15 protein-coding genes and 1 pseudogene are annotated in these 16227 nt (G+C 36.8%); 8 read left to right on the top strand and 8 right to left on the bottom strand.

What is annotated here, in order from left to right; translation table 11 throughout:
• Positions 1-53 precede the first annotated feature (53 nt).
• The 4 genes and pseudogenes from IPP61_12130 (at position 54) to IPP61_12115 (ending at position 4085) form a co-directional block, all read left to right on the top strand.
• Positions 54-1139, top strand: coding sequence for an acyl-CoA desaturase (locus IPP61_12130; protein ID MBL0325908.1), 1086 nt, complete (start codon positions 54-56; stop codon positions 1137-1139).
• Positions 1140-1174: 35 nt separating this feature from the next.
• The gene (locus tag IPP61_12125; protein ID MBL0325907.1) at positions 1175-1774 is read left to right on the top strand and encodes a glutathione peroxidase; all 600 of its coding nucleotides are present in this window, start codon (positions 1175-1177) and stop codon (positions 1772-1774) included.
• Positions 1774-2663: pseudogene (gene menA / locus IPP61_12120) on the top strand (1,4-dihydroxy-2-naphthoate octaprenyltransferase). Before IPP61_12125 ends, menA begins: the two are co-directional and overlap by 1 nt.
• A gap of 81 nt (positions 2664-2744) precedes the next feature.
• Entirely contained in the window at positions 2745-4085 is a 1341-nt protein-coding gene (locus IPP61_12115) for a tetratricopeptide repeat protein (protein ID MBL0325906.1), read from the top strand.
• Between the two features lie 66 nt (positions 4086-4151).
• Here IPP61_12115 and IPP61_12110 read toward each other — a convergent pair whose 3' ends face one another.
• A complete protein-coding gene (locus IPP61_12110; GenBank protein ID MBL0325905.1) occupies positions 4152-4934 on the bottom strand; it encodes an AMP nucleosidase in 783 nt (260 codons plus the stop codon).
• Between the two features lie 61 nt (positions 4935-4995).
• On the opposite strand from IPP61_12110, the gene IPP61_12105 reads away from it, so the two are divergent.
• The gene (locus tag IPP61_12105; GenBank protein ID MBL0325904.1) at positions 4996-5433 is read left to right on the top strand and encodes a type I restriction enzyme HsdR N-terminal domain-containing protein; all 438 of its coding nucleotides are present in this window, start codon (positions 4996-4998) and stop codon (positions 5431-5433) included.
• Here the strand turns inward: IPP61_12105 and IPP61_12100 are convergent.
• From IPP61_12100 to IPP61_12085, 4 genes are all read right to left on the bottom strand, one after another.
• Positions 5420-6172, bottom strand: coding sequence for a response regulator transcription factor (locus IPP61_12100; protein ID MBL0325903.1), 753 nt, complete (start codon positions 6170-6172; stop codon positions 5420-5422). The genes IPP61_12105 and IPP61_12100 overlap by 14 nt on opposite strands.
• An 8-nt stretch (positions 6173-6180) precedes the next feature.
• Entirely contained in the window at positions 6181-7359 is a 1179-nt protein-coding gene (locus IPP61_12095) for a histidine kinase (protein MBL0325902.1), read from the bottom strand.
• Positions 7356-9119 carry a phospho-sugar mutase gene (locus IPP61_12090; protein MBL0325901.1) on the bottom strand — a complete coding sequence of 588 codons (1764 nt, stop codon included), beginning with the start codon at positions 9117-9119 and terminating at the stop codon, positions 7356-7358. The genes IPP61_12095 and IPP61_12090 overlap by 4 nt, the downstream gene beginning before the upstream one ends.
• Positions 9120-9352: 233 nt before the next feature.
• On the bottom strand, positions 9353-9523 hold the full coding sequence (locus IPP61_12085; GenBank protein MBL0325900.1) for a hypothetical protein: 171 nt from the start codon (positions 9521-9523) through the stop codon (positions 9353-9355).
• 100 nt (positions 9524-9623) lie between these two features.
• Between IPP61_12085 and IPP61_12080 the strand changes: the two genes are divergently transcribed.
• The 3 genes from IPP61_12080 to serA all read left to right on the top strand — a co-directional run bounded on the left by IPP61_12080 (position 9624) and on the right by serA (position 13008).
• Positions 9624-10451, top strand: coding sequence for a hypothetical protein (locus IPP61_12080; GenBank protein ID MBL0325899.1), 828 nt, complete (start codon positions 9624-9626; stop codon positions 10449-10451).
• Positions 10452-10588: 137 nt separating this feature from the next.
• On the top strand, positions 10589-10927 hold the full coding sequence (locus tag IPP61_12075; GenBank protein ID MBL0325898.1) for a DUF2853 family protein: 339 nt from the start codon (positions 10589-10591) through the stop codon (positions 10925-10927).
• A gap of 179 nt (positions 10928-11106) precedes the next feature.
• The gene (gene serA / locus IPP61_12070; GenBank protein ID MBL0325897.1) at positions 11107-13008 is read left to right on the top strand and encodes a phosphoglycerate dehydrogenase; all 1902 of its coding nucleotides are present in this window, start codon (positions 11107-11109) and stop codon (positions 13006-13008) included.
• Between the two features lie 55 nt (positions 13009-13063).
• On the opposite strand, the gene IPP61_12065 is transcribed toward serA, so the two are convergent.
• From IPP61_12065 to IPP61_12055, 3 genes are all read right to left on the bottom strand, one after another.
• On the bottom strand, positions 13064-14995 hold the full coding sequence (locus tag IPP61_12065; GenBank protein ID MBL0325896.1) for a metallophosphoesterase: 1932 nt from the start codon (positions 14993-14995) through the stop codon (positions 13064-13066).
• A 166-nt stretch (positions 14996-15161) separates the two neighbouring features.
• Positions 15162-15536 carry a DMT family protein gene (locus tag IPP61_12060; GenBank protein MBL0325895.1) on the bottom strand — a complete coding sequence of 125 codons (375 nt, stop codon included), beginning with the start codon at positions 15534-15536 and terminating at the stop codon, positions 15162-15164.
• Positions 15533-16069: a DinB family protein gene (locus IPP61_12055; GenBank protein ID MBL0325894.1), complete on the bottom strand. Its 537-nt coding sequence runs from the start codon at positions 16067-16069 to the stop codon at positions 15533-15535. Before IPP61_12055 ends, IPP61_12060 begins: the two co-directional genes overlap by 4 nt.
• Positions 16070-16227: the final 158 nt, after the last annotated feature.

Below are 16227 nucleotides of genomic sequence, written 5' to 3'. Positions count from 1 at the left end.
GTTTTAGAAAAAATTAAAACTGACCTTTGTATTTAGTAAAAAAACCGAACAAAATGAACAAGGTTAAATTTTCGAATATCAGTGAGGCACAGTTTCTGCCGACACTCCGTAATAAAGTTGAGAATTATTTTAAAGAAAATCATAAACCTAAATCGGGTGGAAACACTATTATGATTAAGGCCATTATTCTCATTTCTACTTTCTTTGTCGCTTATGGTCTGATCATGTTGGGCCATTTCCCCAATTACATCAATCTGATTCTTACCATAGTGATGGGCCTGGGCACCGCCGGTATCGGTATGGGTGTTATGCATGACGCCGTACATGGGTCTTTTTCTAAGAAAAAATGGGTTAACAAACTATTTGGCAGCACACTATATTGGCTGGGTGGCAATGTGTACAACTGGGAAATCCAACACAATTCATTGCATCATACTTACACCAATATTCTGCATCTTGATGAGGATATTACAGGCAAATTTATGCTTAGACTCAATCAGGCCGATCGCCTCAGAATTTATCATAGAGTGCAATATGTTTATGCGTTTTTGTTATACAGCATGATGACCATTTCTTTTTTATGGAAAGATTTTAAAGAAATTCCATTTTTTAATTCATTGGCAAAAACCGGAATTGTGAAACCTTTTACAACCAAACAACTCGTTATCCTGTTCATAACCAAGATATTATATGTTATTTTCATATTCGTAATTCCCATGTATTTCCTCGATATCACTTTAGGACAGTGGTTTGCAGGATTTATGGCAATGCACCTGACTGCTGGCTTGATTTTAGCCACTGTTTTTCAGCTTGCACATGTGGTTGAGGGTGCTGACCAACCTATTCCTGACAGTCATGACCATATTGAGTCAGCTTGGGCGGTACATCAATTAAAAACCACTTCCAATTTCTTCAGTAACAACTTATTATTGTCATGGTATATCGGTGGTTTGGATTTTCAGATTGAGCATCATTTATTTCCAAAAATATCTCATGTTCACTACCGTAAAATTTCGAAAATCGTAAAGGAAACAGCAGAAGAGTTTGGTTTTGTTTATAATTCGAAAGGAAGTTTTATAAATGCCCTGAATTCACATATCCAGATGTTAAAAAAATTGGGTAAATATGAAACAATTTGATCAAAATTTTGGTATTAAGTAATAAACATAATATTATGAAAATTCTGATTGTTTCTTTGGGATTGATTTCAGTAATCGCTTTTTTAGGTAGAAAAACTTTGAAAAACATATTAGGCTCAAAAAAAGAGGTCTATAAGGCATCTGCAAAAGACAATATGAAAGGATCCCTCTATGATTTTTCGATGGTTACTCTTGATGGCAAAACTATAAATCTGGACAAATACAAAGGCAAAAAAGTAATTTTGCTTAATGTAGCATCTAAATGCGGATTCACTCCTCAATACGCCGACTGGCAAAAATTCCATGAGAAATATGGAGATAAAGTTGTGGTTTTGGGTTTTCCTGCCAATGACTTTTTGAAACAAGAACCGGGTTCAAATGAACAAATCGCCGAGTTTTGTCAGAAAAACTATGGGGTTAGTTTTCAGATGTTTGAAAAAATAGAAGTAACCGGAAAAGGAAAGCATCCTCTTTATCAGTGGTTGAGTCAAAAAGACCTTAATGGCTGGAACGATAAAGAGCCAAGCTGGAATTTCTGTAAATATGTAGTAAACGAAAACGGGCAGCTGACTCATTTTTTTGCGTCTAAAATTCTGCCCACTGATCCTGATTTTATCAAAGCAGTAGGTATATAATGCGTTCTCCTTCATTTAAAGACTGGCTGGGTGCGGCCCGACTCCGCACCTTGCCTTTAGCACTTTCAAGTATAATCCTGGCCGGATTTCTGGCCGCCTACAAAGGTTTTTTCAATTGGTCAATTTTCATTCTGGCATTTTGTACCACAGTTAGCCTACAGGTACTTTCCAACTTTGCCAATGATTATGGCGACAGTCAAAATGGTGCCGACTCTAAGGAAAGAGTAGGCCCGGCAAGGGCAGTGCAGGCTGGCGTAATTTCACAGAAACAAATGCTGGGAGCCGTAAAATTATTTGTTCTTATTTCCTTATTACTGGGTTTGGGTCTTATTTATATAGCTTTCGGAGGATTCACAACCAACTTTTTCATTTTTCTTTCCATAGGTATTTCAGCTATCCTTGCCGCATATTTTTATACTGCAGGCTCCCGCCCATACGGATATGTAGGGTTTGGTGACCTTTCGGTGTTTATTTTTTTGGATTGGTTGGAGTCCTGGGAAGCTATTTCCTTTATTCCCAATCTTTTGAGTCTGATATTATTCTTCCTGCAATAGCGTGTGGACTTTTGGCAACTGGCGTACTTAACATCAATAATATCAGAGACCTGGAGTCAGACCAAGCAGCCGGCAAGCATACCATTCCTGTAAAATTAGGTCGAAAAAAGGCGATTCTTTACCATTGGGCATTATTGTTAGGATCTATTTTTTGTACCATTTTTTTCGTAAAATCACAGGAAAACATAAGTTTATATTATTTAATTTCCTTTCCATTAATTCTTCTAAATGGGTTTCAGGTTAGTAAAAACCCCAATCCTGACCCATATTTAAAAACATTAGCACTCACTTCATTGGCTTATGTTGTCCTGCTTGGATTGAGTCTGACCCATTGATTTACAAAAAGTTTTGTGAATTTTGTCGCTTTTTTTCGCTGAAATATGTATTATATTTGGGCAAAAATTAATCTTTTACTGATGAAAAAACTTTATCTGTTAGTATTTGTACTACTAGGTTATACTTTGAATATCAATGCTCAACAGACTGCAAATGAGCACTTTGAAGCTGGAGTTGCTAAAAGCAAAGCCAATGATTTTATCGGAGCACTTTCTTCTTTTAGCATTGCCATTTCGATGAACCCCGACAATCCCCAGAGTTATTTTAACCGTGGGCTTGCTAAACAGGCACTTAAAGACAACAGGGGAGCAATACTTGATTTTGACAAGGCAATTGACCTAAGCCCGAGAGATGCTATGGCTTATTTGTATCGTGGACTAAGCAAAAGCTACCAGGACGATAACCGTGCCGCACTTCAAGACTTTAACAGAGCTATAGAAGTTGCACCCGACGATGCTTATGCCTACTTACAAAGAGGTACAATCAGAGCCAAATTAAACGATCTCAATAAGGCGATTCAAGATTTTACAAAAGTGATTGAGTTAAATCCCGGTGATAAAGAAAAATATCAGGCATTTTATTCCCGTGGTCTTTGTAAATCAAAACTTGATGATTTCAACGGCAGTATCGCAGACTATTCAAAATCTATCGACATTAACCCAAAAAGAGCCAAAACATTTGCTGAAAGAGGGAAAAACCGGATCAAAGTAAATGACTTCGCCGATGCTATCGTTGACTTTGATGAATCATTAAAACTTGACTCTCAAGACCCTGAAGCCTATTATTTCAGAGCATTTGCCAAAAGTAAAATCGAAGACTACAACGGTGCCAAATTTGATTATGATAAATGTCTTGCCCTGGATGCCGGCTATATGGCCGCTTATTATGGAAGAGGTTTTGCATTGAGTAAACTTAACAACCAAAAGGCGGCAATTTCAGATTTGAATAAAGTTTTAGACCAAAAAGAAGACACCAAAATGGCGAAAGAGAGCTATTCGGCATCTTTTACCAAAGCTACACTTGACAATCTTAGAAACAGTGTGGATGAAAAAATCAAAATTGTTGATTATACCAACGAGAAATCAGAGGTTTTCTATACCAGGGGTGTGGCCAATTACAAAGCCGGAAATATGAAAGATGCCGTTATTGACCTAAATAAGTCTATCGAGGTTAATCCTACCTATGCAGAGGCACACTTTATCAGGGGAATGGTAAGGTCAAATCTGGGTCTTCAAAAAGAAGCTCTGCTTGACATCAATAATGCAATTAAAATCAATCCAAAATATTCAGCGGCGTATTATGTGAGTGGTCTAATCAAAAATGCAATTGGTGACAATAATGGTGGTTGTTTTGATTTGAGTAAATCAGGCGAACTGGGTTATGCACCTGCTTACAATGTCATAAAAGATTATTGTAATTGATTTTTCCTTTAAAAAAAACGCCCTGACTCAAATGATTCGGGGCGTTTTTTATGTTTAAATATCTGATTATTTCTGATCTTCCCATCTCAGGTGTTTAACTGATTCACCCGAATTGGCTAGTTCATTGAGTGCATCAATGCCAATCTGAATATGTTTCTCAACAAAATTGGCAGTTACTTTTTTATCGCTGGCTTCAGTTTTTACTCCATCTGGTTCCATTGGATTATCAGACACCAACAATAGGGCTCCGTGAGGAATGGAGTTGACAAATCCAACCGTGAAAATGGTTGCGGTTTCCATGTCAATGGCCAGTGCTCTTATCTCTCTCAAATAATCTTTAAATTTTTCGTCATGTTCCCAAACCCTCCTGTTGGTTGTATAAACAGTGCCTGTCCAGTAATCCATTTCATTTTTTACAATCATGGCAGAAACCGAACGTTGAAGTCGGAAAGAAGGCAAGGCGGGGATTTCGGGACGGGCGTAGTCATCACTGGTTCCGTCTCCTCTGATGGCGGCAATAGGAAGTATAAAATCTCCCAACTCAGTAATTTTTTTCAATCCTCCACATTTACCTAGAAACAACACGGCATTGGGTTGAATCGCAGTGAGCAGGTCCATTATTGTGGCTGCCATGGCACTTCCCATTCCAAAATTTATTATGGTAATATTGCCTGCTGAGGCGGTTTGCATAGCACTTCCGGTACCTTTTACTTCCACGCCATATTTTTCAGCAAATATTTTTACGTAATTTGAGAAGTTAGTTAAAAGGATGTATGGTTTGAATTCTTCTAAGGGTGTACCTGTGTAGCGAGGTAACCAATTCTTTACTATTTCATCTTTAGTTTGCATATATAATTAGTTTATTTAAAATTTGAAGATTAAAACTCAATCTGAGACAAAAAGATTCCCGATGAAGCAAATAAAAAATAATGGTCGCAAATATAAGGAGATTGATGGTAAGGTGGCCATTTTTGATTATTTAAGAAAAAAATATGTGATTTTAACACCGGAAGAGGAAGTGAGGCAGGGAATTGTGGACTTTTTGATTTATGAAAAAAACTACCCAAAATCATTGATAAAACTCGAGTCAGGGCTGAGTTATAATACCTTAAACAAAAGATCTGACATTTTAGTATTTGATAATCAGGCAGCTGCTTTTTTATTGGTAGAATGTAAAGCACGTGAGGTAAAGATCGACCAGAAAGTGATTGAGCAAGCAACAAGATACAATTTAACTTTAAAGGCAAAATATATCTGTATCACCAATGGCGTGAGTACTTTCTGCTTTGAAAAAACAGAATATGGCTATTTGCAATTAAATGCTTTTCCGGATTTTAAAGCTCATTGAGCCACTGAAGAAATTCAGCTTTGCGTCGGCGGGAAACCGGGATTTCTACATCAAAATCGGTCAAAACACTCCCTCCTTCACCTTTGGTGTATTTTTTGATATAAACCCTGTTTATCAAATAAGAATGATGCACCCTGAAAAAACCATAGTTTACCAGCAGCTCTTCAAAGTCTTTGATGCTTTTGGTAACAACTTTTTTGGAGCCATCTTTCAAAAACACATGCGTGTAGTCTTCATCGGCCTGGCAATGAACGATGGAGTCAATCGAAACCAGATCCAGACCTGTGAGTGAAGGAAGAGGTATTTTGTTTTGAGTGCTTTTAGATAATTTCAGATTTTCAAGTAAAACCTTCAGATTTTCGGAGCCAGATTTTTCTTCTATTTTCGCATTGGCCCGACCAATAGCTTCTCTTAATTCTGTGATATTGATAGGTTTAAGTAAATAATCCAAAGCACTGAATTTTATGGCAGTGATAGCATATTGGTCAAATCCGGTAGTAAATATCACCTGAAACGTTATTTTTTCAAATTTTTCCAGCAAATCAAACCCTGAACCGAATGGCATTTCGATATCAAGAAATACCAAATCGGGTTTATTTTGCTTTATAAGATTAAAACCATCTTCAATATTATGAGCCGAACCCAAATACTTTAAATCGAAGTCACTAAAGTTAGTAACAATGTTATGAAGCGTTTCGACACTCCGCGGTTCATCATCAATTATTACATAGTTTTTCATACTAATTATCAATTTATAGGAAATTTTACTTTAACAACTGTGCCTACATCTTCTATCGGTGATGAAGGATTTTCAATATTATCTTTAATGATGAAAATAATATTGGTGTCGTTTATCTTGTTATAAGTATTTAATCTTTCTTCTGTTATTTTTAATCCTTGTGAGCGATAACCTTTTTGGGTCCCCGATTGTATTTCCTTTGAATTTTTCCTACCCACACCATTATCAACCATTCTGCAAATCAGATAATTGCCCTCCAGATAAAATCTCAAACTCAATAATCCTTTAACTCTTTTATACCTCAAGCCATGATTTATGGCGTTTTCAACAAAAGGTTGCAATATCATGGTGGGTATCTCCAGATATTTGTTTACATCAGAATCTACAACTATTTCAAAATCAAATTTGTCTTCAAACCGCAAACACTCCATCTCGATATATAAAGTGAGCATTCTTATTTCTTCATTGAGAGAAGTATATTTACTACGGGAAGAATCAAGAAACATCCTGATCAGATGGGCAAATTTTGAAAGGTAATTATTTGCAGTAAGGGCATCGTGGGTCATTACATAAGACTGAATCGAATTGAGGGCGTTGAATATAAAATGGGGGTTCATTTGCAGTTGCAGTGTACGCAGCTCCAATTCGACGATTTGCCGCATGTGTCGCTGCTCTTCGTCTGCCCAAAACTTCAGGAAGCGTTCACGTCCATAAAACATCCCAAATAATGATATGAAACTTGCACCCCAAAACCACCAGGTACGCCACCAGGGTCTTTCAATCTGAATATCGAAAGAGCGGGATTCGGACTGTGATCCGTTTTCAACTTTATACTTGACAAAAAACACATATTCTCCGGGTAACAAAACATCAAATTTAAATACCGGAGTATCTACTTTTTTCCAGATGACTTTGGATTCCTGAAAAAGCTGTTTTTTATCTATCCCAAAATAGTACTCGACTTTTTGGCCCTGAGCTTCAACAGGTTTTAAATAAACTTTAATTCTGTCTTCGTGATGCTTTAGATTATAGCTTTTTTGAAATTTATTATCCCGGCCCGAAGTTTCAATATTTAATATTTCAGGAGCTGCCATCAAGCCCGAAGGCTTAACTTGAGGATATAGCTTTCCACTTACCAGCAAAAACATGCTGATACAAAACCATCGGATATTTAATGTATTACTCAATTCAAATTTAATTCCTTTCCAATCCGGGCAACTTTGTCTGTTAAACTTTTAAGTGTACTATTAAATTCTTCTTTGGTTTTCAGTTTGGTTTTTACGCCTATGTAAAATTTGATTTTGGGTTCAGTTCCAGACGGTCTGCAAGTAAACTTGGTACCATCTTCGGTGAAAAACTGCAATACATCTGAGGATTCAATCCCTAATTTACCGGATGGGATATCTGTGATTACCCCTGTTTTCACATCTGTTCTCTTGAGTGCTTTATAGTCATCTATTCTGATTACTTTAGATCCGGCCAGAGTAACCGGAGGCGTGGTTCTGAAATCAGCCATCATTTGTTTGATTTCATCGGCTCCTGTTTTTCCTTTTTTAGTAACCGAAATCAGGCCTTCGTAATAGAAACCAAACTGCTTGTACATATCGGCAAGGAAGTCAAACAGGCTCAATCCTTTATGTTTTGCAAATGCGGTGAGTTCAGCAATCATGGCACAGCTTGCAATCGCATCTTTATCTCTTACTTTATCTCCAATCAAATAACCGTAGCTCTCTTCTCCGCCTCCAATAAACGTAGCCTGGCCTTCGAGTTCTCTGATTACCTGAGCGATATATTTAAACCCGGTAAGTGTATTGTAACAGTCCACACCCGATTTGGCGGCCATCTGATCAATCAGATCGGTCGTCACGATGGTTTTACAAACAAATTCCTTACCGGTAAGTTTTCCGGCAGATTTCCAGGCTTTCAGCAGATAATAAATAATCAAACTTGCAGCCTGATTACCGTTAAGCAGCTGCCATTCTCCTTTAGGGTTTTTTACACCCATTCCCACACGGTCGGCATCGGGATCGGTCGCTATTACCAGGTCGGCATCTATTTCTTTTGCCAGATTAAGTGCCATTGTCATGGCTTCCTTTTCTTCAGGATTGGGATAAACTACCGTTGGGAAGTTACCGTCAGGAGTAGCCTGTGCTGTTACAATATTTACATTTTCAAAACCCAATTGAGCCAAAGCCTTAGGTACCATAGTGATACCCGTGCCGTGTATTGAACTGAAAACAATCTTAAGATCTTTTTGTTTTTTGATAATCCTGGGAGCTACAGCAATACTTTTTACAGCTTTTAGATATTTTTTATCCAAAACCTCCCCTATCATTTTTATACGTTTTTTAACGCCTCTGAATTTGATATTCTTTACATTCGTAATGGCATTTACTTCCTCTACTATATTCTTATCATGTGGCGAAACCACCTGTGAGCCATCTCCCCAATATACTTTATATCCGTTGTACTCACGGGGATTATGCGAGGCAGTAATCACAATGCCTGACTGGCAGCCGAGTTCCCTTACAGTGAAAGAAAGCTGCGGTGTTGGTCTCAGTTCTTTATAAAGATAAACTGTAATACCATTGGCAGAAAGGATATCTGCGGCGATTTGAGCAAATTCCGGTGAATAATTACGACTATCATAGGCTATAGCCACTTTAATAGGTTGATCCGGAAAACACTTATTGAGATAGTTGGCCAATCCCTGCGTGGCGGCACCCACAGTATATTTATTCATTCGGTTGGAACCAACCCCTATTTCTCCCCTCATTCCTCCGGTTCCAAACTCAAGATTTTTATAAAAAGAATCTGTTAGTTGAGTAACATTCCCATCAGAAACCAGTTGGTTTATCAGATTTTTTGTTTCTTCGTCATATTTTCCTCTTAACCATTTACTAATGTTTTTTTCAGTGGTTGTATCTAGTTTTAATCCTTTTAACATTGTTATTATAGCGTTTTTTTCTAAACCTACGAATATATTTTCAATAATTCCAAATTTAAATTTTTAATAATTTCATTCAAAATACTGTAGTTAATAATTTTTATTAAAAAATTATTATTCGGTACCAAAATCAATGAAATTATTGAATCAAATAGCCTCCAGATTTTTTTTAGCGAAAAAAAAAAGCCCGCCGAAATTTCCGGCAGGCTAAATATATCTTTTTGTCCAAAAAATTAATGTTCTGAAAGGTGATCTTTGTTATAACCCTGAGCAAATACCCCAATCATGATGAGTGTACCCACAACAAAAGTAAATAAATCAGTAAAAAGGGCTAAAACAGCTAAAATCAAAAAGAAAACAGTTAATTTTAACCAGGAAGGCACACTTTCAACAATATTTGACATAATATTTCGATTTTAATTTGTGCAAATTTAATATCAAAAGTATTTAGACTCAAAGAAAAAGCACCTAAATTTATTTTTGATATCATTCAAGTTTCCTGATATGCCCTGTAAAAGCCTTTTAATTGTTTTGTACATCATAATATCGTTGCCAGTAATGGCTCAGGAAACACCCTATTATCAGGAACCTAATAAAAGGAAAAAGGATTTTGAGAAAATCGCCATGCCTAATCTGGAATCGTTTACAATTAAATATTACACCGCTATCAATGGGGGTTTTGGCAAAAGTTATTTTAGCTCGTCAGAACCTGTAAATTTCAAGACAGGTGTTTTATCTCCAATGGAGTCTTTTTTGGAAGTAAATTTTGGAATAAATCGAAACGAAAAATATTATTTTGAGACCGGTATCTCAAAACATCAGATACAGCTAAACAGTTTTTATGCTTTTCCTTTCCGGATTTATAACAATCAAAATATAATACTTTTGCCTGTCAAAACAAAAAGAACCATCTGGGTTATTGACAGGGTCAGTCGTTCGGCTTTCCTGTTGGTGGGTGCAGGATTGGATATCAGGCTAAACAATTTAGAGCAAAACCAGCCTTTTCAAAAAATATTTTTCGATTACCGCCAACCTCCTGAGCTGTCGGACCCGGAAAGTATTGAATACCAGGCACTAAAAAAATACCCAAGAATTAACTTTGAAACCAATATGGAAATCAGAGGAAAAGTAACTGAACGGTTTGAACTTGGCCTTTTTACCAAATTATTATTTTCCGGGAAAAAAAATCTAAGCAATCAACTTAACCTCAATTTCTACAATGGAGACGTATTTACATCATTTGACAGGCTTACTGGCACACAGTTATGGTTTGGCTTAAATCTAAGATTAAATTCGCCTACATATTTTAAATATAAAGCTAAAGCAGAATAAGTTAAGTTGCTTTTTACCAATATTTTACTTAAAAAAATTCTACAAATAATTATATTTTTACATTAATAATTGTTGTTATTACAAATATTAATTTCTAAATTTGGATAGATTTCTTAACCAATAAATTCTATAAGAAAATGAGTAAATTTAATGAATGCATGGCTGACTATTTGGCACAGAATGCTGAGTATGGAATGGGACTTTCAGAAGAACTGTTGACTGGTGTTGCCAAGGGCTTGGGTCCTTCAATCTACAATGCCGATTCTTCAAAAGTTTCAGGATCAGATGACACAGAAAAAGAAACGGTAAAACAAAATTTCCTGATAAAGAAACTAGGTCTCGCCGATGGTCCTGAATTAATGGCAGCAATTGATGAAGTTTTGACAAAATTGGGTACAAGCAACCGTAGCAAATACCGTGCTGTGGTTTATGCAGCTTTGGCCGCTAAATTTGGAAAAGAAGCTCAGTTTCTTTAAAAAAAACATTATTTAATTATACGGGACTACAATAATTGTATGTCCCGTTTTTTTTGACTTTTTTTATCTGCACTTGCATTTTTGACAGCAAAAAACTTCCTAAGAAAAGATAATTACTTTTTTTTCTGCCTTAAAAATTAAAAAACGGTATTTTTGTAAAAAAATATACGTTTAAAAAGGTGAACAATACAACCGAAAAAAAAATCTTCGTAATCGATTTTGACAGCACAATCACTAAAGTTGAAGGTCTTGACCAATTAGCTGCCATAGCCCTTGAAAACAGCCCTGAAGGAGAAAAAACAGTTGCTGAAATCAGGAAAATCACAGAAAAAGGAATGAGTGGTGAGTTGAGTTTTTCTGAGGCACTCAGCCAAAGACTTTCACTGCTAAAAGCCTCAAAAAGCCATATAGACGCACTTGTAACTTATCTCCATGACAATATTTCGGATTCATTTTTAAGAAATAAAAGTTTTCTTGAAGAGTATTCCGAAAACATTTTGGTGGTTTCAAGTGGTTTTAAGGAATTTATTATTCCCATAATCGAATCGCTGGGGCTCAACCCTGCAAACGTTTATGCCAACACTTTCGAATTTGATCCCGAAGGCAATATCACGGGTTGTGACCAGAACAACGTATTGGCTCAAACTGGCGGTAAAATCAAATTAATGGAAAGCCTTAAACTCGATGCCCACGTTTCGGTAATTGGCGATGGCTTTACTGATTATGAAATAAAAAAATCCGGATTTGCAGACCGCTTCTATGCATTCACTGAGAATGTAGAGCGTATTTCGGTGACTGAAAATGCCGATTTTGTAATAAAAACCCTGGACGAATTTTTGTTTTACAATCAACTGCCCAGAGGACAATCCTACCCAAAATCAATGATTAAGGTTTTATTGCTCGAAAATGTACATCAGGCAGCGAAAGAAGCTTTTAAAGATCAGGGATTTGATGTAGAATTTATAAAAGGTGCATTGGATGAAGATGAGCTCATCGAAAAAATAAAAGATGTTTCGATTCTGGGTATCCGATCAAAAACCAACGTAACCAAAAAAGTGCTTGAGAGTGCCGAAAAGCTTATTGCTATCGGGGCATTCTGTATAGGCACCAACCAGATAGACCTCAAAACTGCCACCAAAAAAGGGATTGCAGTTTTCAATGCTCCTTATAGCAATACACGTTCTGTAGTCGAACTGGCAATTGGCGAAATGCTCCTGCTGATCAGAAAAGTGTTTCCAAAAAGTAATGGAATGCATAAAGGAGAATGGGACAAATCGGCTGTTAACAGCTTTGAAGTTAGAGGCAAAAAAATAGGAATGATTGGCTATGGTCATATCGGAACTCAACTTTCAGTAATTTCCGAAGCGATGGGTATGGAAGTGTATTTCTATGATATTGTTGATAAAATGCCCATTGGAAATGCCAAAAAGTGCAGATCGATGAAAGAGGTATTTGAAGTGGCTGATGTGGTAAGTTTGCATATAGATGGCCGGAAAGAAAACACCAATCTGATAGGAGAAAAAGAATTTTCTCAAATGAAAGATGGTGTGATATTCTTAAATCTTGCCCGTGGCTCAGTAGTCGAAATCTCCGCACTGGTCAAGGCCATAAAATCAGGAAAAGTAGAAGGTGCCGGCGTGGATGTATTTCCTGAAGAGCCCAAAACCAATCAGGACCCATTTGTGTCTGAACTTCAGGGACTAAGTAATGTAATACTCACCCCTCATATTGGTGGTAGCACTGAAGAAGCCCAACATAGTATTGGAACTTATGTGCCGGAGAGACTACTTCAATATGTCAACAATGGTAGCTCAACCGGCAGTGTAAACTTCCCTGAAGTACAACTTCCGGTATTACATGGCTCTCACCGCCTACTTCATATTCATAAAAATGTACCTGGTATATTGGCGAAACTTAACAATATTTTTGCCAAACATGATATCAATATCACAGGTCAATACCTTAAAACCGCCGAAGAAGTTGGGTATGTTATCGTAGATATTGAGAAGAGTTATTCCAAAGAAATGATACAGGAAATCAAAGCCTTGGAAGAGACCATTAAGTTCAGGATGCTATTTTGAAATAATATTTAAGTTTTATTTAAATGAGTTATCGGAATACCGGTAACTCATTTTTTTATAATTTAGAAAACCGGACTATTTTACTCTTTCCGGATTTAAAAATCACATTTAGAAAATAATTGGATGCCGAAAGGAATTCAATCTCAGGATTAAATATGTAATGCTTGTTTTCTGTTTCTTTAAATTTTAGTTTCCTGTTTTTCCCTGTAAAATCTATTAGCAAAATCTCTTTTATTTCCTCCGAAACGGTCCGGATTTCAAGTTTATCAATACCGGGATTGGGAAATAACCTTAATTCTTCATTTTCGATTTCTCCGGAAAGTCCCAGTGGTTGCAGGATTTCAACTTTTATGGAATCTTTTGCTAAACAATACTTGAATTGAGCCTCCAAAATATAAGTTCCTGATTGATTGTATTGCACATTTTCAACACTAACCTCCGGACCTGTCGTTTGTTTAAGAAGTGGACCACTCCAGCTTAAAGAGCTTTTTGGGTCACCTTTACCAGATAATCTTAAAGTTTGACCCTGAAAAACAGGTGAATTTGAAATGGCTTGTGGTTTTGCCAATGGGTTTATCTTTACCTGAATTTCCTCGGTAACACAGTTTTTTAAATCCTTCACTACAAATGAAATGTCATTTTTCAGACTATCAACCACCAAACCACTTGCCTTAACACCTTCTATTTTAAAATCTCCTTTCCAGGAAGGTATAATTTCCAATTTATCTCCACATTCTATTTCAAAAAAAGACTTTTTACGAGGTTTCTTTATCATGGAAAATTTATCCTGAACCACTCCTTTGTTGGATATAAACTTCAGATCCAGTCTATTACCTTCAAATTCCAAAATTGTTGCACCTGTGTTTTCTGAATTGCTATAAACCATCGCTTTGTGCGGGTACCCGACCGAATGGGCTCCGACCCATCCTGAAGATCCTGAAACAACATAAACCGTACCTTTTGTGTCTTTCACATAGATACAGGAATTTTCAGTGCCATCATATTTTCCTGAAGAATTGGAAACAGCAAATTTTTCGCTTTCAAATTGCTCGGAATTACCGTAAAAACCTGATATCGGAAAACTCCTTTCGTAATTGTGACTGTGCCCGTTAAGAACGAGATCGACATCAAACTGGTCAATAAGTTTAACAAAATTCTGCCTGATATTGATGAGCTCCTGTTCAGTGTCAGAATTATGCGAGCCTTTGGTAAAAGGAGGATGATGAAAAAATATGACAGTCCAGAGACTTTTATTTTCAGTTAAATCTTTTTTTAACCATTCTATCAATTGACTGGTGGTATCGGCCATCAGTTTACCCCCATTGAGTCCGTAAGAATCCAGAGAAATAAAGTGAACATTGCCATAGTTGTACGAATAGTAAGCCTGATTATCCGAAGGCACACCACCCGATTCTCCTTTGGTAGGTACAGAAAAAAGATAATAATAAGCCGGCTTAACCCCGTTGTGATCTTGCTCCCATGTGCGGTTGTCACCATAATCATGATTCCCAGGAGTGGTCCAAAGTGCTGTATTTTTCAGAAAGAATTTATCATAAATCTGAAAAAAATTGGTTTGATATTCTGATTCAAACCCGCTGTTGTAGGCATTGTCGCCCAACAAAAGCATCCCGTCGATGTGTTGTCCTTTGAAATATGTCTGAATCGCCCCGGCCACTTCAACTTGCTCGGGCTGCAATGTACCACAGTCACCAAAAGCCGCAAATCTGAGCTTTCTCCGGCTATCAGGCAAAGGAGCCGTTTGAAAATAATTTGACGAATCGCCTGCCAAAACCTTTCCGTCTAATTCCAAACTATAAAAATATTTAGTGTCTGGTTTTAATTTTTCAAAAGGAAAAATGTGTGATGATAATGAAATAATTTCAGCAATTTCTTTATCCGGCTGACCCTGCCTCTCTCCTATTTTCACTTTTCCAAATCCCGATTCATTGGTTTCCCATCTGATGGTTACCGAATTTGAACTAATCATCTGTATATAAGGACCCCGCTTCAAACTCTGAGAATTTGCAGAAAAAATTATCAGCATAAAACCGAAGAAAAAAAAGCTTATTCTGCTATTTGGCCTTAAAAACATGGTATAAAAATTAAAGACAGCAATAATTGCATTTTAGAAAGAGACCAGAATTTACTTTTTTTTACCCAAAATCATAAAAAACAAAAAATACAGCAAGCACTAAAAAGAAAAAAGCCACAAAGTGATTCCAATGAAGACTCTGATTTTTAAAAAACATAGCAGAGAATAACACAAAAACCAGGAGGGTGATTACTTCCTGAATTACCTTTAACTGAATCAGGCTAAAAGGCCCACCGTTTGGCTTATAGCCCAGGCGATTGGCCGGAACCTGCAGCATATATTCAAAAAGTGCCAGTCCCCAGCTTAGCAATACAATTCCAATTAAACCTAATTTATTGAACCAACGCCATTCTGCAAATTTCAGATGCCCATACCACGCCAGCGTCATGAAGGCGTTGGAGGCTACCAACATCAAAACCACCAAAAAACCTCTCATTTGGCCAAATCAAAATACCTCTCTTTGATGACATTAAAATGATGCCTGGGATGTCCCACTATTACAAATCCCAAGGCGAGCGGTGAAATATGTGTGTGATTTGCTGTGCCTTTTCTGAGCACCATCATCTTGTCCATGTTTTTAAAAAGAGAAATAGTTGATTTTCTGACGGTGGAGAATTCCTGAATCAAATCTTCAATTGACCTATTGATAGCGACAGTATGCTGTGCATAAGTTTCTTCATCAAATCCGGGCAGTTCGTTTTCATCGGCTCTTGAAAAGGCCAAAGCTCTGAAGGCCATTACCCGCTCAGTATCAATACAATGCTGTAAAATATCTTTCACCGACCACTTACCGGCAGCATATACTTTTCCACCAATCGCCTCAAGGGTTTTTAGGTCAGAGAAAATATTTTCGGGTGAATATTGCTCCAAACTATCCAATAATTCAGCGTTTTCATCGCTCAAAACTATATATCTGTCAAAAAATTTCGGCAGTTCGCCTATCTCATTTCTTTTTGCCACTTTAAACATTGATTTTTGCAAAAGTAATAAAATAATATATCCAAATATCATATTCCTTGTCTTGCAACATTATTAAACCTTTGGTAAATAATTTAGAAAAGCAGACACTAAATTGATGTTACTTTGAGTTTGTAAAAAAAATGAGGTAATTTTGCACAAATGGTAAA

The organism is Cytophagaceae bacterium, assembly GCA_016722655.1.
Taxonomy (GTDB): domain Bacteria; phylum Bacteroidota; class Bacteroidia; order Cytophagales; family Spirosomataceae; genus Leadbetterella.
Note: the sequence above shows the minus strand (reverse complement) of the source record. Positions and strands in the feature narration are given on the sequence as shown.